Raw genomic sequence first — 22,556 nt, 5'->3', positions numbered from 1 at the left:
TTGACCAATAGCGACAGTGCTTATTGGTGCAATACACGGGTTATCCCAGCGCGGAATTTGTGCAGAGGGGAAACATTAACTCCTTGAGCTACGAACCCTTGCACCCACGATGGGGCTTGATTTAACACCTGTAGGGCATCCGCTTGTGTTTCAAATTCAGAAAAAACACATGCGCCTGTTCCTGTCAGGCGAGACGGAGCATATTCTAACAGCCAAGAAACAAGCTGTTCAACCTCACGAAAACGTTTTCTTGCAATTGGTTCGCAGTCATTAGCGTACGGAGCCAGTAATAATGCGGCTAGGGAGCGTTTTGGAGAATTTCGATTTAATTGCGGATCTGTGAAGATCATCGGGGTTGATATTTCAATTCCGGGGTGGGCGACTAAATACCATTTCTCTTTGGGGGAAGCTTTGGTTAAAATTTCACCTATACCTTCAGCGAAAGCAGCATGACCACGAACAAATACAGGGACATCTGCACCCAATGTTGCCCCAAGTTCAGCCAGAGTTTCATCAGTAACTTGAGTCCCCCAGTGCTCATTAAGTGCAATTAAGGTGGTAGCAGCGTTAGATGAGCCGCCACCAATACCACCGCCCATTGGTAATATTTTATGGATAGAAAGGTCTGCGCCTAACGGGCCAGAATACTGTAATACTTGTCGACAGTATGTTTGTAGCAGTTTTGCCGCACGTAAAATTAAATTTTTATCGGCAGGGACGCCCGCCATTTCTGTCAATAAATTTAGCTGGTCATCTTGACGAGTTGTGACGGTGATTTCATCGCCGTAATCCACAAATTGAAATAAAGTTTGCAACTCATGGTAGCCATCAGAGCGCTGGCCAGTAATATATAAAAAAAGATTCAATTTTGCAGGAGAGGGCCATGTTAATGTCATTTTTTCAGTGTCCAGCTATCCATTTTCAATTTAATTAATCTATCACCTTGGCGTAGTTCAAGGTAATTTGGCAGCATCGGGGATGTTTTGCTGTCATAAGAGATATAATTAAGTTGCCATTTTTCACCATTATTTTCAAAAGTGACACTTTTTAAGAGGTGGTTTTCATCTAAGGTAAAATCTGTGGCACGGCCTGGAGAGCCGGTCAGCCAAGCTGTTAAGTCATCGATGGGGATTTCCATCCCAGTCAACTGATAAATTAACTCGTTAGGGACATCGCTCATATGTGTTTGCCCGTCTTTGGTCGTTAAACGTGCTAAATCAGGTTCAACAGTTAGCTCAAGTTCACGACTCCCCAATGGGTTAGTGAGTAAAAGACGGTACTTTTCAGGGGTATATTGTTGCCAGAAAAACTTAGCGTAAGTTTTGGTTTCGCCACCATTATAAGCGAATGACCCGCGTGTTTGGTAATCACGTAATTGGCTTAATTCTTGTTGATGGGCTTTCCACTGGCTATCTGTAGCAGAGCTAGTCCCTTTAGTGGTGTTTTGTGACGTTGTCACGCAAGCAGTAAGGAGCAGGCAAGACAGCGGGAGCATGCGTAGCAAACGGACATTGGGACGAATAAAGGGTAACATTTGGGTTAATTGCATATCAAATCTCAAAGTTGTATTCGGTGCCGATAGCAGCATCCATTGAGTTACTGGCATTGAGCTAGTTTAGCGGTTTTGTGTTGTCGGAGTCACTTAATGGTCTAGATGATAAATAGGATAGCGAGCTAATATCAATAGAACATTCCCCATTACATGCAGATAACATAGTGTAATAATAAGAAAAATAGTGCGCTAAAATTGCTAACCAATCAATCAGATTCCTATTATTTAATTTACTATGTAGGAAAAGTAACGGCAAACAGCCCGCGTTTGCTTTCTGTGCGAAATAATTGCATTCTTTATGCATCTTATTGTAGTTAATAATGATGTGGCTGATAATTGGTAACGATATATTAATAAATTATAAAACCGATATCTGCTTTAACCTGTAAAAACAGCCATTGAAAGCCATTTTTTAGGTTTATTTTTTGGTGTTGGTCATCTTTCTGAGGGTTAGCGCTTTGCAAACCGTAGAAAGAGGGGCGCGGATCATTTACAATAGAAAAATATAAATAACAGTACTGCCAATGGTTAACTTAATTGATAGGCGCTACTGAAAATAATTAGCAATGTAAGCAATGTGAGTAAGTCGTAAAGCACAATGACCTTATTAGCCTTAGGCATCAACCATAAAACAGCACCTGTTGCCCTGCGTGAGCGGGTAACGTTTGGTCCTGAAAAAATAGACTACGCACTTGAGGACCTACTTAAGCAGCCCCAAGTGAGTGGTGGCGTTGTGCTGTCTACCTGTAATAGAACAGAGCTATACCTGAGCCTTGAATCGCAAGATCGGGCTCAAGAACAGCTAGTGAAATGGTTGTGTGATTTTCACGGTATTACCCCAAAAGATTTACAACCCAGTTTGTATTGGCATCAAGATGATAGAGCAGTTAGTCACCTAATGCGTGTAGCAAGTGGTTTGGATTCCTTGGTACTAGGGGAACCACAAATCTTAGGGCAAGTGAAAAAAGCGTTTGCACTTTCACAAGGCAACCATTCTTTATCAAGTGAGCTGGAGCGTCTTTTTCAAAAATCTTTTTCGGTTGCTAAGCGTGTACGTACAGAAACCGAAATTGGGGCGAATGCCGTTTCAGTCGCATTTGCAGCTTGTACACTTGCTCGGCAAATTTTTGAATCACTCAAGCACTTAAATATTTTGTTAGTCGGCGCAGGTGAAACTATCGAGCTTGTTGCTCGCCATTTACGTGAACATGGTGTGCAAAAAATGATGATAGCAAACCGGACTCGTGAACGGGCAGAACTATTAGCCAATGAAGTGAATGCTCAGGTGATTTCGTTATCAGATATTGATAACCGCTTAGCGGAAGCAGATATTGTCATTAGTTCTACAGCAAGCCCACTACCTATTATCGGTAAAGGGATGGTTGAACGCGCAATGAAAGTGCGCCGCAGTAAACCAATGTTGTTGATAGACATTGCAGTTCCCCGTGATATAGAACAAGATGTTGAAAAACTAAGGGATGTGTATCTCTATACTGTGGATGATCTTGAATCTATCATTGCACAGAACCTTGCTCAGAGAAAAGCAGCCGCCGTTGAAGCTGAATTTATTGTTGAGCAAGAAAGTAGTCACTTTATGGATTGGTTACGCTCACAAGCGGCAGTGTCTACAATTCGCGATTATAGAGCACAAGCTGAGGTCATTCGGGCTAATATGGCTGAAAAAGCGTTAATGGCAATTCGCCAAGGCGCAGACCCTGAGCAAGTGATCACGCAATTATCGCAACAATTAACCAATCGTCTTATTCACGCCCCAACCAAATCCTTGCAACAAGCAGCAGGAAATGGTGATATTGAGCGTCTAAATCTACTTAGGGACAGCTTAGGGCTGGACCATCAATAACCACTTTTTAATCATAGGTCTGATATAACGAATGAAGCCTTCTATTGTCGCAAAACTAGAAGCATTACAAGAACGCTACGAAGAAATTGAAGCGCACCTTGCCGATGCGGGTGTGATTGCCGATCAAGACCGTTTTCGTGCTTTATCTAAAGAATATTCTCAATTATCTGATGTGGCTAAATGCTTCACCGCATGGCGTACAGTACAGGATGATATTGAAACAGCAGAATTACTGCTGGATGATCCTGAAATGAAAGAGATGGCTCAAGAAGAGCTAAAAGAAGCGAAAGCGCGCAATGAAGAGCTAGAACAGCAGTTACAATTATTGTTACTTCCAAAAGATCCTGATGATGAATATAACTGTTTTGTTGAAATCCGTGCTGGAGCTGGGGGCGATGAAGCCGCTATTTTCGCAGGTGACTTATTCCGTATGTATAGTCGTTATGCAGAAAATAATCGTTGGCGAGTGGAATTAATGAGCACCAGTGATGGTGAGCATGGTGGTTTTAAAGAAGTCATTGCCAAAATTTCAGGGGACAGCGTATACGGGCGTTTGAAGTTCGAATCAGGAGGTCACCGAGTTCAGCGTGTCCCTGAAACTGAATCACAAGGCCGTATTCACACATCAGCGTGTACCGTCGCTATTTTGCCAGAACTCCCTGAAGCGGAATTGCCTGAAATCAGCCCAGCAGACCTGCGTATCGATACATTCCGTTCATCGGGAGCGGGTGGTCAGCACGTAAACACAACTGACTCAGCGATTCGTATTACGCACATCCCAACAGGGATCGTGGTTGAATGCCAAGATGAGCGTTCTCAGCATAAAAATAAAGCGAAAGCAATGTCTGTGCTAGGTGCTCGTATTCGCCAAGCTGAAATGGATAAACGCCATGCAGCAGAGGCTTCTGAGCGCCGAAATCTATTAGGAACAGGTGACCGTTCTGACCGCATTCGCACATATAACTTCCCTCAAGGGCGTGTGACAGATCACCGCATCAACCTAACTTTGTATCGTTTAGATGAAGTAATGGAAGGGAAATTAGATTCGTTAATCCAACCAATTATTAACGAATACCAAGCAGACCAACTTTCAGCGTTGTCTGAGCAGGAATAATGCAGTACACAGAATGGCTAAAGCAGGCAGCTAACCGGCTGTCTGCAAGTGACAGTGCAAAGCGTGACGCAGAGATTTTGCTGGAACATGTGACAGGCCGTAGTCGTACCTATCTATTTGCTTTTGGTGAAACAACATTAAAAGCAGAAGAGTTTCAACATGCAGAATCACTTTTGCAACGAAGAGAAAAAGGTGAGCCGATTGCCTATATCGTTGGCGAACGTGAGTTCTGGTCACTTCCGCTGTATGTTTCTCCCGCCACATTAATCCCTAGGCCTGATACAGAATGTATCGTCGAGCAGGCTTTATCTCGTTTAACAGAACAATCCAGCCAATTATTGGATTTAGGTACTGGAACTGGGGCAATTGCACTAGCTTTGGCATCTGAGATGCCTAAAAGCAAGGTTATCGGTGTAGATTTTAACCCTGACGCGGTTAAACTTGCTCAACGAAATCAACAGCGATTAAATATTTCAAATGTGCAATTTATACAAAGTGATTGGTTCGCTTCACTATCTCTTCAACAATTTGATATGATTATTAGTAATCCACCTTACATTGACGAAAATGATAATCACCTAAGTGAAGGGGATGTGCGTTTTGAACCTTTAACGGCTTTAGTCGCTGAAAATGAAGGGTTAGCCGATTTAGCACATATTATTCAAGAGTCTAAAAAATATATTAAGAATCAAGGGTGGTTACTACTTGAACACGGTTGGACACAAGGTCCCGCGGTGCGTGGTTTATTTAAAGAACATGGGTACACCAAAATTGAGACATGCCTTGATTATGGTGGACGAGAAAGAATTTCACTTGGTCAATGGAATGGTTAAGTGGGCACAGCAGTGGAAATGTAATGAAAACCATAGCGAATATAGAATTTAACCAACTCCCCTTAAGTGAAGGGATCATGGCCGTTTCACAATGTATCCGCCATGATTTTCCACTAATGAAAGTGCAAGCTCAGTTAGATAGTTTAGTTTCAGCGGCACAAACAGCTATTGATTTACAAGCTGATAATGAGTCAAAAATTGAACAACTTATTACTTTGTTCTATCGGGATTGGTCATTTGGCCCGGCAGAAGGGATTTATTCACTGTCTGATATGTTGTGGCTTGATAAAGTATTATCTTCCAAGCAAGGGACGCCCGTATCCCTCGGTTCGCTTTTTTTATATATTGCAGAGCGTTTAGGTATAGAGATAGCGCCAGCGATTTTCCCGACACAATTATTGTTCATTGCAGAAAAAAATGATGGTTCACAGTGGGTTATTAACCCTGTAAATGGCGATTCATTATCATTGCATACTCTTAATATGTGGTTAAAGGGCACCGTTGACCCTTTTTCTGAGTTTTTTTATGACCAACTTGAGACCGCAGAAAATAGTGTTGTTATCCGTAAAATCTTTGACACATTAAAAGCAGCGCTAATGGAAGAGAAAAAGATGGAGTTAGCGCTTAAAGTTTGCGAAACGCTACTGACACTCGACCCAGAAGACCCTTATGAAATTCGTGATCGTGGGCTAATACTTGCACATTTAGATTGCAACCATGTGGCATTAAGTGATCTCAATTACTTTATTGAACATTGCCCAGAAGACCCCGTATCTGAAATGATTAAAATACAAATTTACTCATTGGATAACCATCCAGTCATATTACATTAATTAACGTACAGACAGATAGCCTGTCTAAATATTAAAGGTAAGAGTATGCAACAGAAAGTAGTCAATATTGGTGATATCAATGTCGCGAACGACTTGCCGTTTGTGTTATTTGGCGGAATGAATGTGCTTGAATCTCGTGATATGGCGATGAAAGTGTGTGAGCATTATGTCACTGTGACGCAAAAACTGGGGGTCCCTTACGTATTTAAAGCCTCATTTGACAAGGCTAATCGTTCATCAATACATTCATATCGTGGACCAGGTCTTGAAGAAGGGATGAAAATCTTCCAAGAACTGAAACAAACCTTTGGCGTTAAAATCATTACGGATGTCCATGAACCGGCACAGGCTGCACCTGTAGCTGAAGTGGTCGATGTTATCCAATTACCTGCTTTTTTGGCTCGTCAGACCGACCTTGTCGCTGCTATGGCAAAAACGGATGCAGTCATTAATATTAAGAAACCACAATTTATTAGCCCAGGGCAAATGGGTAATATCGTTGAGAAATTTATTGAAGGCGGTAACGATAAAATTATTCTTTGCGATCGTGGTGCAAACTTTGGTTATGATAACTTAGTCGTTGATATGCTAGGTTTTAACGTGATGGTTCAATCTTCTAAAGGTTGCCCTGTCATTTTCGATGTGACGCATGCCTTACAGTGTCGTGACCCATTTGGAGCGGCATCGGGTGGTCGTCGTGGGCAAGTTGCAGAGTTAGCTAGAGCGGGTATGGCGGTGGGGATCGCCGGGTTATTCCTTGAAGCGCATCCAGACCCAGACAATGCACGTTGTGATGGCCCATCAGCACTGCCTTTAGATAAATTAGAACCATTCCTGAAGCAAATGAAAGCAATTGATGAAGTTGTTAAAAGCTTCCCTGAGTTAGATACAAGTCGCTAAATCAGACGTGACATGCAACTAACTGAAGTTGTTTCCATGTTCGGCGCTGATTTACAGCGTCGATATGGTGAAAAAATTTATAAAATCACGTTACATGGTGGTTTTAGTTGCCCAAACCGTGATGGTACTCTCGGCCGAGGCGGTTGTACGTTTTGTAATGTCGCTTCCTTTTCAGATGAAAGCCAATCTTCGCAAACAATTAGCGAGCAAATTAATCATCAAGTCTCCCGCATTTCTCGAGCAAAGCGCTATCTTGCTTATTTTCAAGCTTATACAAGTACTTATGCAGAAGTGAGCCTACTCAAGAAGTTATATGAAGAGGCATTACAGCAAGCGGATATTATTGGCCTGTGTGTTGGTACTCGTCCAGACTGCGTTCCCGACTCTGTATTATCTTTATTGAGCGAATATAAAGAACAAGGCTATGAAATTTGGCTCGAACTAGGACTACAAAGCGGCCATGATAAAACATTGCATCGCATTAACCGTGGTCATGGGTTTGCTGCTTATCAGCAGACTACACAAAAAGCCCGCCGATTAGGGCTAAAAGTCTGCACCCATTTAATTTGTGGTTTACCGGGTGAGAATATGCAAATGAACATGCAGACACTCGAAAAAGTACTCAATTGTGGTACTGATGGCATTAAACTTCATCCATTACATATCGTCGAAGGCAGTGTGATGGCTAAAGGCTGGAGAGCAGGGCGCTTAGCAACACTTTCTCTTGATGAATATACTCAAATTGCAGGGGAAATGATCCGTTATACACCACCTGAAATTGTTTATCACCGCATTAGTGCTAGCGCAAGGAAACCTACCTTATTGGCACCTTTGTGGTGTGAAAATCATTGGGTTGGAATGAATAATTTATATCAGTATTTTTTAAAAAATGGCGGGCAAGGTTCTGCACTTTAATTTATTTTAATGAGAGTATTTTATGTTACGGATAAATCACACCGCTATTATAGTATCCTCTGTTTTTTTTATTTCTTTTCATTCTGTTGCTCAACTAGATATTACACCCGAAGATAAGCAGGTTTTTACCCAGACACAGCAAAAAGCAATTAATAATGATGCATTAGCACAATATCAATTAGCCGAGATGTATTTTTCTGGTTTAGGTGTTTTACAAAACCTCAATAGTGCTCGCTTGTGGGCCAATGAAGCAGCTAAGAATGGTAATGCGGATGGATATGCATTATTGGCTGATATTAGCTTATTAAATGATAGTTATTTTAACGATGAGTTTATTGAAGCAAGGAAAAATGCAAAAAAAGCGGTTGAGTTGGGCAGTATTAGAGGGAAAATTAGCCTAGCAGAGTCTTTAATTAACCCAACTGCTGGTAAAACAGACTACGCACAGTCAGTGAATTTACTTAATGAAGTGGTTGCTCTTAATAATCCTGATTATTTTACTGCCCCAATTTGGTTAGGGGTTATCTATTTAGATGGTCAAGGTGTCCCTAAAGATGAAAAACAAGCGCAGCAATGGTTTGATAAGGCTGATGATATGACGTATCCCGGCTATGCGGAATGGATGGCTGCATTTAAATTTTCTGAAGATAATACAGGCACGGTAAGAATTGATCCGAAAAAAGCTAAAAAACTTAGGGAACTTGCTTGTGAGAAAGGTAAAAATGCAGGAAACGAAATGTTTTGTTTAGAATATTAATGTGAAAACCGCCACGTGATTTAACGTGGCGGTTTCGAGAGTAAAGAATTAAATTGTTACAGGGTCACTTTTGGGTGGGCGCCTTACTCTGCTCTATTTCTTTAACTGCTTCCAATGCATTATCTATTGAGTTATGGAAACTCAATACACCTTCAATAGGTATAACTTTAGCGCGAGCTAATGTTTTTAATGGTTGGAACGGGATATCACAGACTAAAATATGTGTATCTTTTTGTACCGCTTCTATGAATTTCTCAAAGGCTTCTAAACCACCCGCATCAAGAACTGGTACAGCATCCCACTGCATGATAATGCTTTCATAGCCTTCACTTTTTACCCGTAGCTCATCGAAAATGCGTTCGGCTGCGGCAAAGAACAATGGGCCATTAATACGAACGACTAAGCGGCTTTTTTCTTCATCGGTTTCAGCAAGTTGTGTTGAGCGAGTCATGTTGGCGATACGACGCATAAACAGCAATGAGGCAAGAACGATACCAACGGTAATAGCAATAACCATATCAAATAGCACGGTTAAAGACATACAAAGAACTAATACAATAATGTCATCTTTTGGAGCGCGCTTAATTAGGTACATCACTTTACCAGCCGCACTCATGTTCCATGCAACGATTAATAGTAAAGCCGACATTGCTGCGAGTGGTAGGTAAGAAAGCATTGGAGCCAATACGAGCAAGGTGAGTATGACTAATATTGAGTGGATCACGGCAGATATTGGCGATGTCGCTCCAGCACGTACGTTAGCCGCAGAGCGTGCAATGGCTGCTGTTGCTGTGATACCACCAAAAAATGGCGCTGCAATATTCCCGATACCTTGGCCAATGAGTTCACTATTTGAATGGTGCTTTTTACCTGTCATATTGTCTAATACAACAGCACAAAGTAGGGACTCAATTGCACCTAAAATAGCCATAGAAAAGGCGGCTGGCATTAATGCGGTGATCATCCCCCAGCTAATTGGTGAGCTTCCTGGGAGTTCCCACGGTAAAATAAATTGTGGAAGAATAGGCGGAATACCATTACCTTCGGTGCCATCCGGAAGTAAATAGCTAAATTCAGAACCTATAGTCGCCACTTCTTGACCAAATAATGAAAGTACCCACATCACGATAGTACCAACAACCAGAGCGGGTAAATGCCCCGGAAAGGCTAATTTTAATTTTGGCCAAAAAATAAGAACTAATAAGGTTGATAAACCAATGAGTGTGTCACTGTATTGGAGCGTTGGAAATGTGTTCCCAATCGCAATTAGCTTATCAACATAGTTTTCAGGCACATGTTCCATTTGCAAGCCAAAGAAATCTTTTATTTGCATGGTTGCTATGGTAATTGCGATACCTGAGGTAAACCCTAAAGTAACGGAAACAGGGATATACTCAATAAATTTACCAAAACGAGCAAAGCCCATGGCAAGGAGTATGATACCTGACATCAGTGTTGCCACGAGTAGCCCACTTAGCCCAAACTGTTGCGATACTGGGTATAAAATTACAACAAAAGCAGCCGTTGGCCCTGAAACGCTGTAGCGCGACCCACCAGTTATGGCAATAATAACCCCAGCAATTGCTGCAGTATATAACCCATACTGCGGTGGAACGCCACTTGCAATCGCTAATGCCATAGCTAAAGGGATTGCGATAATCCCAACGGTAATCCCCGCGATTAAGTCTTTAACTAAGCGGGCAACGGTATATTTTTCTTTCCAACAAGAATCTATCAGCGCACTAAAAGGACGCAAACTATTAATTTTTTTTGTACTCATTATACCCTACCAAATAACAGGGTGAAAAATAAACGAAAATGTATCTATAATGATACGCTTAGCAACCTGAAAAAAACTGTTATGTATCAATGAATCTGCAATTATCATAACGTTTTCAGTGGTGAAAGTAAAAAAAGCCATTATATTATAATGTTAAATAGCCAGTTTTATTTTATTCGGCTATTTAATTTTGCCGGTTTAAATTATATTTAATTAGTGTTTTTTAGTGGGGATTAATAGTAAATAATATATTAATCACCACTAATTAATTTACTTATAATGTAACTACAGTAATTAATAACCATAACCAAAGTAATAGTACTGACAGTAATGCCCGGGTAAATAGCTGTTTGGTGCCGTACCAGCGTTGCTCCATACTTCTGTCTTTGGTTTTCCTGGGAAATAAAAAAGTTAAAGTATTATCAAAGGCTTTGGTGTTTTCTTGGTGATAGATAATTTTAAAGAAATGGTAATCTAACCAAAGTCGATAAATATAATAATGACTAATAATAAATATAATTATGGCAATAAATAAATAGTATTTATTATAATTTAAACAGAGGAATAGGCTAAACTGACAAATAAAGGATAAAATGGAGCCCGTTGCTAAATAGCGCCAGCTATTAGTGAAAGCAATAATTATATCGCCATGATTTTTATCCATCAAAGTATTCATTATGCCACTCTATTTAAATGATATTGTGTATACCAATAGTTTAGTTGTTCTTTCGTTGCCGCATTCAAAATAACTTGTGGCCGTGCTTGTTCAACTAACGCGATTGCTTCTTCTATGTTTGTTGCATCACCATGGTGGACTAACCATGCAACAGCAACCGTAGCACTACGTGAATAGCCTAGCTTACAGTGAATGTAAACAGTACCAAATTTTGCTAGCTGGTCCATGCTATGTACTGATTTTTCGATATCTTCTGCGCTTAGTGGTAACAAATCAATTTGTGGTTGGCTACAGTAAGCTTGCCCTGCGCTATAAGTATTGCGAGGCCATTCGCAAGTCATATCTAAAACGGCTTGTGTTTGCAAAGGATAAAGCGGGCGCCCTCCCAAAACAATATACGCATTGATAATACTCGGTTGTGCACAATGTTTAGCAAAGTAATGATAGGTTCCCCAAGCAATGAGCCGATAAGGCAGTAAGAGGATAGCGGCTGAAAGGGAAATTTTGCCGTCGGGGGTTTTTTGGAAGACACTAGCGCCGGCTCCCAAATAGCCTACAGTGATAAAAAATAATGCTATTGCAGGCCAGAGTAATAACCATGCTGTACCTTGAATAAAAAAAGCTAAAGCAAAACAAAATATTGACCCTAAGCCATAATTTTTACTCATTTTGAAGCTACGAGGAGAACCCGTGTAATGCCATTGCCAGCGGGTATGCATAGGTAACAAATAACTAATTATGATGCCAACAGCAAAGCCAGTTATTACATCAATAAAATGGTGCTGCCAAGTAGTGAGAACTGAAATTAAAATTAATACAGACCAACTATGGAGCAACCAACGCCATTTGTTAGGTGTATGAGCACGAAATCGTAACCATAAGATCCATAATAAAATAATATGCAATGATGGGGCTTGGTTAAAGGGTAGGTCAAATAACTCTAAGCTATCAAACATCCAGCCAAAAAGGCCATCTGTCGTTGGGCGAGAGAAACTAAACTTAAGGGGAAATAATAAAAAACCAATACAAGCGACAACCGAAGCCATAGCGAGTCGTAACCCGTGTATCGTTTGTTCCTTACGAGTTGTGCAAATAAATAGCGATAGCCCATATAGAAGGTCGATGCTCCAATAGGGAATGATCGTCCAAGGGATAAAAGGGATCTCTGGCTCCCAAGAAAAAACAACGGAAGGGACATGGTTTAATGTTGCGGTATAAGCATTAACTTGGCCATAAGTTAGAAAGAAAAAAGGGGCTAAGAACGCGAGCCATAACAAGCCATATAATATAATTTGACGTCGTGATGGTGCTTGTTTAGGAATAGAAATTACAGTCATAGTCCTTTGCTATCTTCCTTAAAGTACGGATAGGTTAATGATAAACAATAGCCATATAAATAGGTATATATGTTGTATAAGGTCGTTTCAAATCAGCTTTCATGACATAACAGCGTTGATGTTAACCAATAATGACGGCCGCTAAAGGTAAGTGATTGATGGCGAAATTAATCATACTATCAATCACTTACTATGAAAGTAAATTAGCGGCGTCTAGCTATAGATACACTGAATATACCCCAGTTATCGATAGATTGGTTTAATTTTTCAAAACCTGCTTCTTCAACTAATGTATCCATTTCGCCTTGGCTTCGGCAACGCATTACCCATGCTTGGCCGCCTTGGTGGCTTGGTAGTACGCGCGCGATCATTTCGACTTGGGGGTGCCAAGGCTGGCAAGTATAAATAAGTAAACCGCCTGAAGGTATGGCACGAGAAAGCCCATTTAATGATTGCTTAATTAACTCATTACTGGGGAAAAGCTCATATAAACCACTGACTACACCTATCGTTGGTGATGGTGTTACCGCAGCTAAGGAGTCAGCATCAAATGCATTACCTTCTATAAACTGGATCTTATCCTCAAGGTAACGTTGCTTAATATGTAAACGGCCTTGTTCAACATTGACTGAGCTATAATCGCGTAACAAAACAGATTCGACTTTGCCATAATCATTAATAGCGTCAAAGATATAACGGCCTTGGCCAGCAGCAATATCCATGATCCGAACAGGTATGCCATTTTCGCTTAGCTCACGAATAGCTTGGCGTAAAATGTTTTCAATGTTTACTTTTCGTTGGCGTATTCCTTGCCAGCCAATGCTATTGAGATATTGTCTATCAATAATACGGCCAAATAAGCCTTTTCCTTGGGCTTTATCACGATATACATAATCCAATGTTGAACCAGAATCAAAGCCTTTGTCATAACCAATACGTATCCCTTCAGAGGCTTTTCCAAGCGTACTCATGGATTTGCTCATGGTTTTATACATAAGGTTTTTAGGGCACCATTTAGGGAGCGGGGTCATTAGAGTGCGGTATTTTTCTGCGCTAACACTCCAGGTGTCTTCATATTGGTAATTATGTTGATAAAGGGGAAAACTAAACAGTTTTTCGACAAAACCCCGAATTTTTTCAATAGGAATATGGCGCTCTTTTTCGCCTAACGTATCGTGATAAAAACCGGGTAACACATGTTTTTCTTTAATTGGTGTATTCAGTTTTTCAAAGAATTGGTGTTGAGGGCGGTGGTGAACCACGTGATCACTACCTGAAATAAATAATTGGGTTGGTAATGTAATCGCACCTGCATCTGCGACGATTCTATCGGCCGTTTTGTACAGTTCGAGTAAAATATTAACAGCGATAGGGCGAGTGATTAAAGGGTCACGATTAAACGAATCAATTCTTTGTTGGTCATGGGTGAGAAATTTTGCCTTTACATACGAATTAACATAAAACAAACCACGAGCTTTTTGCATTAAAGCTAAGCCAGTACGTGCAAATGGGACATATAATTTAACTTTAAATGCGGGGGAAGCTAATACCATTGCGCGGATTTTGGGGGCGTAATCATGTACCCAAGAGGAGACGAGCACTGCGCCAACGCTTTGGCCGATAACAATGATATTTTCTAATGGTATCTGATACTGCCTAGATATATAGCGAATAAATTCATCTACATCACTAATAGATGTACTTAATGAGGGGCTATAACCTCTCGGGCCGTCATTTCGACCATGCCCACGAGCATCCCATGCGAACATTGCAAAGTCAGGTAAATTTAATTCATCAACTAAATGAGCCACTCTCCCTGAATGCTCGTGACCGCGATGGAATAAGACAATAGCTTTCTGAGTGGGGGTTTCAGTTGGCCAATAGCGATAAAAAATAGAGGCATGGTCGCTAGTTGTAAAGTGTGATTCGGTAACGGAGCGTTGCGTCAGATAATCTGTCTGAACGTTCATAATTATTCCTTAATTATTTATTATCCAGTGGTGTATTTAACTGAGCAAGTGCTCGCTGGATACGGTTATAGCAGGTATAAAACAGCAACAATGACATAATAACCAACAGGTAAATAACCCAGTTTGATAAGGCTATGTGTGGGAATATGCTCACCAATAACCCTAGAGCCCCAAAAATAAACGCACGGTCACTTTTACCAATAGGGCCATCATAGCGTCGTGATGCACCAATGGCTTGGGCAATGACACCGATGAACTCGGTTAATACTGACAGTACTAAAATCAATAATATCAACCAGAAGGACGAGTGAAAAATAACAATAAATGGTAGGTATAAAGCGATATCAGAAATGACATCACAGAGCTCATTTAAAAATGCACCAAGGTTGCTTTTTTGCTGATGTTCTCTGGCTAGCATGCCATCAATCGCATTCAATGCCATCCGAATAAACAAAATAAAAGGTAATAAAGCAAACAAGTGAGGGTTGGGGAAGAAAAATAAAACAGCACCGACCATTACGGATAAAAGTAACGCGGCTATAGTCACTTGGTTTGCTGTCACACCGGCTTTAAATAAGTAACGCACTAGCGGGCGGAGTAGATCTTGAAATTTAGGTTTCAGATCATAAATTGTCATTGGTTTATCCTTTCCTATCACTGCGAATAGTATGCAGGTTTGTGACATATCAATACGCGATCCATCTTAAGCCACAATAAGAGCTATCTTAAGTTAATATTATAGAAAAGGGAGAATAGAGTAGAAATTGAGATTGAGTGTTGGCTAACTCATTGAATTAAAATATAAAATAAACATTATCAATGAATGTTAAATAACTTTCATTATCTAATCTTTACTGAGTAGTTCAGTATTAATTAGGCAATTATTTTTTGTCTGTCTATGGCTGCTCGCATCCGTTTAAATTGGCTAGGCGTCATGGTTGTCATTTCTTTGAATTTACGGCAAAACGCACTGTGATCAGCATAGGCACATTTACTGGAAATCTCAGTGATTGAATAATTATCCTCCAATAATTCAATAGCATGTTCAAGACGCTTTTTTTGAATATATTGCTGAGGAGTGATCAAGAAAATAGCTTTAAATTGGCGATTCAATTGGGATAGAGATAAGCCGGAAATTTCCGCAAGCGTTGTCATTTTAATCGCAGTATCAAAGTTATCGCTAATGTAGCGTTCAACTCGACTAAGTTGGTTGTTTAGTTTTGGACTCACTGATTTCGCGTCTTGAAGGTCAACTGAAATACCAGCAACCCCAATGACTTGGTTATTCGTATTAAAAATAGGAACTTTAGTGGTTAAACACCAACCCAGTAAACCTGCTTTATAGAGATGAAGTTCAAGTTTATTGATGACACTAATTTTCTTTTCCATCACTAAATAATCTTGTGAACTATAACTTTGGCCTAACTCAGAATGGAAAATATCTTCAGCGCTTTTACCTACTACATGGTTAACATGCTCAATTTTACAGCGAGTGGCTAAATTATCATTCGCAAGTAAATACTTTGCATTATGGTCTTTCACAAAGAAAGTCACATTAGGCAATGTATTTATAAGAGGCATCACTAAACCTAGGTGATTTAACAAAGTATCAATATTATCAACGGGAAAAAGCATATTTTCCTGACTAATCAATAATAATTTATTTAAATTGATCATGCTGTTCTCCGGTTCTTAAATTAATTTAACTAATTTTCTTAAATATTTTGAGATTGTGCAGAAAAACGCATAAGTTGATTGGAAAGATATCAAGAGTTGTTAACAAAAATCAAGCATTCTATTAACAATTAAAGTGGATAGGGTGCTAACAAATGCAATCTCAATATAAAAAAATTGAAGTTATAGATTCTCATACCGCCGGAGAACCAACGCGTTTAGTGATCGGCGGTTTCCCTGAGTTGGGAAATGAAAGTATAGCTGCACGATTAGAGTTACTGCGTGAGCATCATGATGATTGGCGTCGTACAACCATTTTAGAGCCTCGAGGTAACGATATTCTTGTCGGCGCACTCCTATGTAAGCCGCAAAACCCAGCTGCCGCAGCTGGTGTTATTTTCTTCAACAATGAAGGTTACTTAGGCATGTGCGGTCACGGCACAATTGGCTTAGTCGCGTCATTGCATTTTTTAGGGCAGATTTCATATGGAAAACACTTAATTGAAACCCCCGTAGGCGAAGTCACCGCCGAGTTACATCAGGATGGCAGTGTGAGTATTCAAAATGTTTATTCATATCGTTATCGTAAAGGTGTACAGATTGATGTCCCTGAAGTTGGCACCATCACTGGAGATATCGCTTGGGGAGGGAATTGGTTTTTCTTAGTTGAAAATTCGCCTGTTGCAGTCAATTTTCAACAAGTAAACCTACTGACAGAAATCTGTTTAAAAATAAAACAAGCCTTATTAGACCAAAAAGTTTTTGGTAAAGATAACCAAGAAATTGACCATATTGAGTTATTTAGTTCACACCCAACAGCGAACAGTCAAAGTTTTGTTCTTTGCCCTGGGGGCGCTTATGACCGTTCACCTTGTGGTACGGGAACAAGTGCAAAACTAGCTTGCCTTGCTGCGGATAAAAAATTAGTGGCTGGTGAAGTGTGGCATCAAGCCAGTGTTATCGGAAGCCAATTTCAAGCTAGTTTTCAGCATGCTGATGCGAATGGGATTATCCCTACGATTAGAGGCAACGCTTACATTAGTGGTCAAAATACCTTGCTTATTGATGAGCAAGACCCATTCCGTTTTGGCATTTCGGTTTCGTAGGGGAATGGTATGGCTTATCAATATCCTGTAGTCGTGATTGGTGGTGGTATTATTGGCTTAAGTATTGCACTAAGTGTGCAAGCTAATGGTACGGATGTGTTGCTCATTGATAAACATGAAATTGGCTCTGGAGCTTCGTTTGGTAATGCAGGGCATATTGCAACTGAACAGGTATTTCCTATTGCCGACCCTGCAGTGTTAAAATCCATTCCGAAAATGCTTCTCGACCCGCTTGGGCCCTTACGTTTAGATTGGCGCTATTTATTACCGTTAACACCATGGTTATGTAAGCTGGTGGGTAATATGCGTCACAAGCCTTTTACACACATCCACCGTACATTGACCACGTTGAATCGTGCTGCTTTTGATTCATGGCAAACTTTTATTCAAAAATGGCAACTTAGTGACCTTGTTAAAATGGAAGGGTCGTTATTGGTTGCAGAAAAAAATGAAACCCTTGATAAGCTGGGTGAACATAGTGAATACCTTACAAAAATTGGTGTTAAAAACCAATTAATTCAACAAGCTGAACTATTGCAGCGTGAGCCAGCTCTATCAACAAGCCAGTTGGGAGGGATTTTCTACCCTGATACTGGGCATGTTATTGATTTAGCAGAATTGCACTCAAGGCTCACTCAGTCGTTTATCAATTTGGGTGGCCGAGTGTTAACCCACTGTGAAGTAACGCAAATTACTTCAACTTCAAATTTGGAAGCGACAGTAACAACAACGCAAGGCGTATTTTCAGGACGAAAAGTCGTGATCGCAGGCGGCGCATTTTCTAAATCATTAGTCAGAATGGTCAGTCGCATTAATGTGCCGCTAGAAACTGAGCGGGGTTATCATTTAATGTTGCCGCAGGAGGGGCGGCGGCTGAATATTCCTGTTTCAAGTATGGATAGGCGTTTTATTATGACCCCAATGGCTGGGGGATTACGCCTTGCGGGTACTGTTGAATATGCAGGGTTAAAACGAGCGCCGAATATGCAACGTGCTCATCATTTTCTTCCCTTAGCAGAACCGATGCTAACCACCCCGCTTAATAGCCAAGAATCAACGCCGTGGATGGGGTTTCGCCCTTCCACATCAGATTCTTTACCCGTAATTGATCACAAAGGCCCGTATATCTTTGCCTTTGGGCACCAACACCTAGGGTTAACCCAAGCGGCTATCACCGCAGATATAGTTAATTGTTTTATTCATGAACAGCCGACAGCCGTCGATTGTAGTCCGTTTTCTATTGAGCGTTTTCTTTAAATTTTGAGGATAATTCAAATGAACTTTCATGGCATTCTTGTACCATTAGTCACTCCATTTCACGATGATTTATCATTAAATATTAGTGGATTAGCAGAACTAACGGAGCAGTTAATTGCAAAGGGCGTCACTGGTTTAGTCGTGTGCGGAACAACGGGTGAATATTACGCATTAAATGAAGATGAACGCCAAACCGTATTATCAACGGTCAGCAAAATCGCCAAAGGGCGTGTGACATTAATTGCTGGCATTAACGATTTGTCAACCGAGGGAGCAATCGCACGTGCTGAACAAGCGAAAAACCTCGGTTATGAAGGTTTAATGTTATCACCGCCTCCGTATAGTCTACCCGATCAACAAGGGGTATATGCCCACTATGAAAAAGTAGCAAAATCAACCTCATTACCCATTATTATGTACAATTTCCCTGCTCGTATTGGTATAGAAATTGAAATTGATACGGTGATGAAGTTGGCAGAAATTGACAACATTGTCGCTATCAAAGAGAGCAGCGGTAGTTTTAGCCGCGCACTTCATTTACTCCAAACGTCATTTAAAAACTTTGAAGTGATCTGCGGTTGTGATGACCAGCCTGTGGACTTTTTCTTCTGGGGCTCTAAAAGTTGGATTGCTGGAGCAGGTAATGTATTCCCATCTGAACAGGTGGCAATTTATGAGGCTGCTCAATTAGGGGATTGGGATAAAGCCAAGCAAATTATGAAGACCATATACCCAGCAATTTATTCTATGGAATCAGGTGATTATAACCAAAAAGCTAAAGCTGGCTGCTTAAATGGCTCATTTAATGCGGGGCCTGTTCGCTTGCCATTATCAAATTTAGCAACTGCAGCACGTAATGAATTTATCAAATTAGTCAAATCGTAGCTGGGGGATCACAGAATGAAAATCACTCAAGAACAGGTATTCGAACGCGCTAATCAAGGGAAATTATGGGCGGGCAATTTGATTGAAGGGTATGCAAATCATAATAATAAGTTAGAAAACCGTACGCCGATTGATAATAGCCTCATTGGGTATATCGCAGATGGGGATGCCCAAGATATTGAAGCTGCGGTAAGAGTGGCTCGCAACACGTTTGAAAAGGGAATTTGGCGTGACCAATCCCCTCAAGAACGTAAAGCTGTAATGCTTAAATGGGCTGATCTTATTAGCCTGCACAGCGAGGAGTTAGCTGCGTTGGATTGTGTTGATGCAGGTAAACCAATAACTGAATGTTTAAATACGGATTTACCCGCCACCATTGAAACTTTCTATTGGTATGCTGAAACTCTCGACAAGCTGTTTGGTAAAATTGCACCAACTAGTCAGCAAGAGCTAGGGCTGATTGTTAATGAGCCTATTGGCGTGGTTGGGGCAGTACTTCCGTGGAATTTCCCAGCACAAATGTTTGCATGGAAGGTTGCGCCAGCTCTTGCTGTGGGTAATTCTGTGGTGGTCAAACCGGCGGAGCTAACATCGTTAAGTGCTTATCGTTTGGTCGAGCTTGCCTATGAAGCGGGTGTTCCTAAAGGGGCACTAAGCCTTGTATGCGGCTTAGGGGAAAAAGTCGGTGAGGCACTTGGGCGGCACAATGATGTTGATGTTGTTTCCTTTACTGGTTCAACTGAGGTAGGGCGCCTGTTTCTAAAGTATTCGGCTGAAAGTAACTTAAAAGAAATTATTCTTGAGTGTGGTGGTAAAAGCCCGCAACTTGTGTTCGAAGATGCAGATATAGAGGCTGCAATTCCGCATATCTTGGCCGCTGCATTTTGGAATATGAGTGAAAACTGTAGCTGTGGTTCTCGTCTGATAGTACATGAAAGTATTAAACAGCCACTATTAGCAAAGCTAACGATGGCACTGAAAGAATGGAAATTGGGTGATCCACGACAGGCTGAGGTGTCAATAGGGCCTATGATTGAACAAGCGCATTTTGAGAAGGTTCAATCATTTTTGGACATAACAATAAAAGAAGGAGGTCAACTCGTTACAGGTGGAAAAGTCCATCATGAGATAGGTTCAGGCTGGTATCTCGAGCCGACAATTTTTGATGAAGTTACTCCCCAAATGTCACTGTTTAAACATGAGGTGTTCGGGCCCATTTTAGCAGTCACTTCATTTAAAAATGATGATGAAGCAATTGCTTTAGCGAATGATACGCACTACGGCTTAGCGGCCTCGTTTTATAGTCAGAATATTCATCGAGTTATGCATGTTGCCCGTCGTATTAATGCAGGAACGGTTTCGGTAAACGGATTCAGTGAGGGTAGTATCGCTACGCCGTTTGGAGGTTTCCGGCAATCAGGCTTTGGCGGTAAAGATAATGGGTTAGAGGCTTTCGAACAATATACACAAAAGAAAGTTATCTGGTTTATTCACCAATAAATAACGTTGACCTGAGCTCTAAGGGCTCAGGTTTTTTTTCCCCTGCAAACACACAATAAACAATTACAATAACGAAGGAGTACAAAATGGAAGCCATCGTTAATACAATCGTTGGTTACATCTGGGGTAATGCATTAGTCATATTATCGCTAGGTGTGGGGCTTTACTTTACTTTAGCGACACGTGGAGTACAGTTTCGCTATATCATCAAAATGGTTTGTTTATTAAAGGAAAATAAAGCATCAAAGGATGGGATTTCTTCATTCCAAGCATTTTGCTTAGCTTTATCTGGTCGCGTTGGTGTTGGTAATATTGCTGGGGTCGCAACCGCCGTTGCCGCGGGTGGTCCCGGTGCTATTTTTTGGATGGTAGTCATGGGGCTATTAGGAGGGGCTAGTGCTTTTATTGAGTCAACATTAGCTCAGATTTATAAGCAACGTTCTGATGGCCAATATCGAGGCGGCTCCCCTTACTACATTGAAAAAGGTTTAAAGTTAAAACCGTTTGCAATCGTGGTGGCTGCTGTCATTTGTTTATCTTATGGGATATTAGTTCCTGGTATTCAAGCCAATACCATCGCAGATGCTTTCCAAACATCTTTCAATCTCCCTCCGATTGTGACAGGTGTAATCGTCACTGTGCTAATGGCGTGGTTAATCTTTGGTGGCGTCAAGCGTATTGCGAGTGCTGCGGATAAAATTGTGCCGATTATGGCTCTTGCTTATATCGTGATGATGGTGATTATTTTAGGTAGCCATTATGAGAAAGTCCCAGCAATGTTTAGCTTGATATTCCGTAGTGCAATGGGGATGGATGCTGTTTTTGGTGGAATTATCGGTACTGCGGTTTCATGGGGGGTACGCCGAGCTGTTTTTTCTAATGTTGCTGGTGCAGGTGAGGCAACATTCAGTTCTGCGGCGGCTGAAGTGAGCCATCCGGTTAAACAAGGTTTGATCCAAGCCTTTTCAATCTATATTGATACAGTTGTGGTATGCACGGCTTCAGGGTTGATGATCCTCGTGACCAATATGTACAATGTGTTCCCTGACGGTTCTGCAACAGCATTAGTTGAATATGTCCCAGGAGTGGCCGCAGGAACGGCGTGGACACAAATGGCGGTATCCACAGTATTTACTTCAGCCGGGTCAGGGTTTGTTTCAATTGCCGTATTCCTTTTCGCTTTCACAACACTGATGGCTTACTATTATATTGCAGAAACAACCATCGTTTACCTTGATAGGAAGCTGTCTTATCCAGTACTCAAATTGATCCTTAAGTTTGTATTTTTAATTATCGTCTTTATGGGAAGTGTGGAGTCAGTTAGCCTAATGTGGAGTTTAGGCGATATTGGCTTTGGTAGTATGAGTTATCTCAATTTAATCGCGATAGTCTTTCTTTCGAAACCTGCATTGCGTGCTTTACGGGATTATGAACGACAAGAAAAACTGGGAATTGACCCTGTTTTCGACCCAAAAGTAGCAGGGGTGGAAAATGCTGAACTTTGGGAAGACATTAGCCGCGAGTACCATGAAAGAGGTATCGGTATTGGCCCTAAAAATGGGCAAGAAAAGGAAGTCTTGTATAAAGAAGAAAGGGAAAACTAGAA

The 22,556-nt window shown here is 41.0% G+C and carries 20 protein-coding genes; 12 read left to right on the top strand and 8 right to left on the bottom strand.

Going from position 1 to position 22,556, the window contains the following annotated elements; all coding sequences use genetic code 11:
• Positions 1–20: 20 nt before the first annotated feature.
• Together ispE and lolB are read right to left on the bottom strand one after the other, a co-directional pair.
• A complete protein-coding gene (gene ispE / locus M1F14_RS15230) occupies positions 21–896 on the bottom strand; it encodes a 4-(cytidine 5'-diphospho)-2-C-methyl-D-erythritol kinase (protein WP_048607107.1) in 876 nt (291 codons plus the stop codon).
• A complete protein-coding gene (gene lolB / locus M1F14_RS15225) occupies positions 893–1,522 on the bottom strand; it encodes a lipoprotein insertase outer membrane protein LolB (RefSeq protein ID WP_181469335.1) in 630 nt (209 codons plus the stop codon). The genes ispE and lolB overlap by 4 nt, the downstream gene beginning before the upstream one ends.
• Before the next feature lie 628 nt (positions 1,523–2,150).
• Here lolB and hemA point away from each other — a divergent pair.
• The 7 genes from hemA to M1F14_RS15190 are packed head-to-tail and all read left to right on the top strand — an operon-like array spanning position 2,151 to position 8,765.
• Positions 2,151–3,413, top strand: a complete 1,263-nt coding sequence (gene hemA / locus M1F14_RS15220; protein ID WP_042843938.1) for a glutamyl-tRNA reductase — start codon at positions 2,151–2,153, stop codon at positions 3,411–3,413.
• A 31-nt stretch (positions 3,414–3,444) separates the two neighbouring features.
• Complete coding sequence (gene prfA, locus M1F14_RS15215; RefSeq protein WP_042843937.1) at positions 3,445–4,527, top strand: peptide chain release factor 1; 1,083 nt, start codon at positions 3,445–3,447, stop codon at positions 4,525–4,527.
• Complete coding sequence (gene prmC, locus M1F14_RS15210; RefSeq protein WP_042843936.1) at positions 4,527–5,360, top strand: peptide chain release factor N(5)-glutamine methyltransferase; 834 nt, start codon at positions 4,527–4,529, stop codon at positions 5,358–5,360. The genes prfA and prmC overlap by 1 nt, the downstream gene beginning before the upstream one ends.
• A 23-nt stretch (positions 5,361–5,383) precedes the next feature.
• Entirely contained in the window at positions 5,384–6,193 is an 810-nt protein-coding gene (gene sirB1, locus M1F14_RS15205; RefSeq protein WP_042844351.1) for an invasion regulator SirB1, read from the top strand.
• Between the two features lie 45 nt (positions 6,194–6,238).
• On the top strand, positions 6,239–7,093 hold the full coding sequence (gene kdsA / locus M1F14_RS15200) for a 3-deoxy-8-phosphooctulonate synthase (RefSeq protein WP_042843935.1): 855 nt from the start codon (positions 6,239–6,241) through the stop codon (positions 7,091–7,093).
• A gap of 12 nt (positions 7,094–7,105) precedes the next feature.
• The gene (locus tag M1F14_RS15195) at positions 7,106–8,008 is read left to right on the top strand and encodes a TIGR01212 family radical SAM protein (protein WP_048607109.1); all 903 of its coding nucleotides are present in this window, start codon (positions 7,106–7,108) and stop codon (positions 8,006–8,008) included.
• Between the two features lie 22 nt (positions 8,009–8,030).
• Positions 8,031–8,765, top strand: a complete 735-nt coding sequence (locus tag M1F14_RS15190; protein ID WP_181469248.1) for a tetratricopeptide repeat protein — start codon at positions 8,031–8,033, stop codon at positions 8,763–8,765.
• A gap of 64 nt (positions 8,766–8,829) precedes the next feature.
• Here the strand turns inward: M1F14_RS15190 and dauA are convergent, their stop codons facing one another.
• The 6 genes from dauA to M1F14_RS15160 all read right to left on the bottom strand — a co-directional run bounded on the left by dauA (position 8,830) and on the right by M1F14_RS15160 (position 16,205).
• Positions 8,830–10,545 carry a C4-dicarboxylic acid transporter DauA gene (gene dauA, locus M1F14_RS15185; RefSeq protein WP_042843932.1) on the bottom strand — a complete coding sequence of 572 codons (1,716 nt, stop codon included), beginning with the start codon at positions 10,543–10,545 and terminating at the stop codon, positions 8,830–8,832.
• A gap of 274 nt (positions 10,546–10,819) precedes the next feature.
• Positions 10,820–11,221 (bottom strand): hypothetical protein, encoded by a 402-nt coding sequence (locus M1F14_RS15180; RefSeq protein ID WP_181469249.1) that lies wholly within the window; start codon positions 11,219–11,221, stop codon positions 10,820–10,822.
• Positions 11,221–12,558 carry a phosphatase PAP2/dual specificity phosphatase family protein gene (locus M1F14_RS15175; protein WP_181469250.1) on the bottom strand — a complete coding sequence of 446 codons (1,338 nt, stop codon included), beginning with the start codon at positions 12,556–12,558 and terminating at the stop codon, positions 11,221–11,223. Before M1F14_RS15175 ends, M1F14_RS15180 begins: the two co-directional genes overlap by 1 nt.
• Positions 12,559–12,761: 203 nt before the next feature.
• On the bottom strand, positions 12,762–14,528 hold the full coding sequence (locus tag M1F14_RS15170) for a bifunctional alpha/beta hydrolase/class I SAM-dependent methyltransferase (protein ID WP_181469251.1): 1,767 nt from the start codon (positions 14,526–14,528) through the stop codon (positions 12,762–12,764).
• A 13-nt stretch (positions 14,529–14,541) separates the two neighbouring features.
• On the bottom strand, positions 14,542–15,165 hold the full coding sequence (locus M1F14_RS15165) for a CDP-alcohol phosphatidyltransferase family protein (RefSeq protein ID WP_042843928.1): 624 nt from the start codon (positions 15,163–15,165) through the stop codon (positions 14,542–14,544).
• A 236-nt stretch (positions 15,166–15,401) separates the two neighbouring features.
• A complete protein-coding gene (locus tag M1F14_RS15160) occupies positions 15,402–16,205 on the bottom strand; it encodes a helix-turn-helix domain-containing protein (protein WP_181469252.1) in 804 nt (267 codons plus the stop codon).
• A gap of 152 nt (positions 16,206–16,357) precedes the next feature.
• Between M1F14_RS15160 and M1F14_RS15155 the strand changes: the two genes are divergently transcribed.
• The 5 genes from M1F14_RS15155 to M1F14_RS15135 all read left to right on the top strand — a co-directional run bounded on the left by M1F14_RS15155 (position 16,358) and on the right by M1F14_RS15135 (position 22,554).
• On the top strand, positions 16,358–17,308 hold the full coding sequence (locus tag M1F14_RS15155; RefSeq protein WP_042843925.1) for a 4-hydroxyproline epimerase: 951 nt from the start codon (positions 16,358–16,360) through the stop codon (positions 17,306–17,308).
• A gap of 9 nt (positions 17,309–17,317) precedes the next feature.
• Positions 17,318–18,565: an FAD-binding oxidoreductase gene (locus M1F14_RS15150; RefSeq protein WP_042843924.1), complete on the top strand. Its 1,248-nt coding sequence runs from the start codon at positions 17,318–17,320 to the stop codon at positions 18,563–18,565.
• 18 nt (positions 18,566–18,583) lie between these two features.
• Positions 18,584–19,450, top strand: a complete 867-nt coding sequence (gene dapA, locus M1F14_RS15145) for a 4-hydroxy-tetrahydrodipicolinate synthase (protein WP_181469253.1) — start codon at positions 18,584–18,586, stop codon at positions 19,448–19,450.
• 15 nt (positions 19,451–19,465) lie between these two features.
• Complete coding sequence (locus M1F14_RS15140; protein ID WP_048607112.1) at positions 19,466–20,950, top strand: aldehyde dehydrogenase; 1,485 nt, start codon at positions 19,466–19,468, stop codon at positions 20,948–20,950.
• A gap of 86 nt (positions 20,951–21,036) precedes the next feature.
• Positions 21,037–22,554 (top strand): sodium:alanine symporter family protein, encoded by a 1,518-nt coding sequence (locus M1F14_RS15135; protein ID WP_042843921.1) that lies wholly within the window; start codon positions 21,037–21,039, stop codon positions 22,552–22,554.
• The last annotated feature ends 2 nt before the right edge of the window (positions 22,555–22,556 follow it).

Origin of the sequence: Providencia sp. PROV003, assembly GCF_045040775.1 — a bacterium.
Classification (GTDB): domain Bacteria; phylum Pseudomonadota; class Gammaproteobacteria; order Enterobacterales; family Enterobacteriaceae; genus Providencia; species Providencia huashanensis.
The sequence above is the reverse complement of the archived record's forward strand: the minus strand, read 5'-3'. Positions and strand labels throughout refer to the sequence as shown.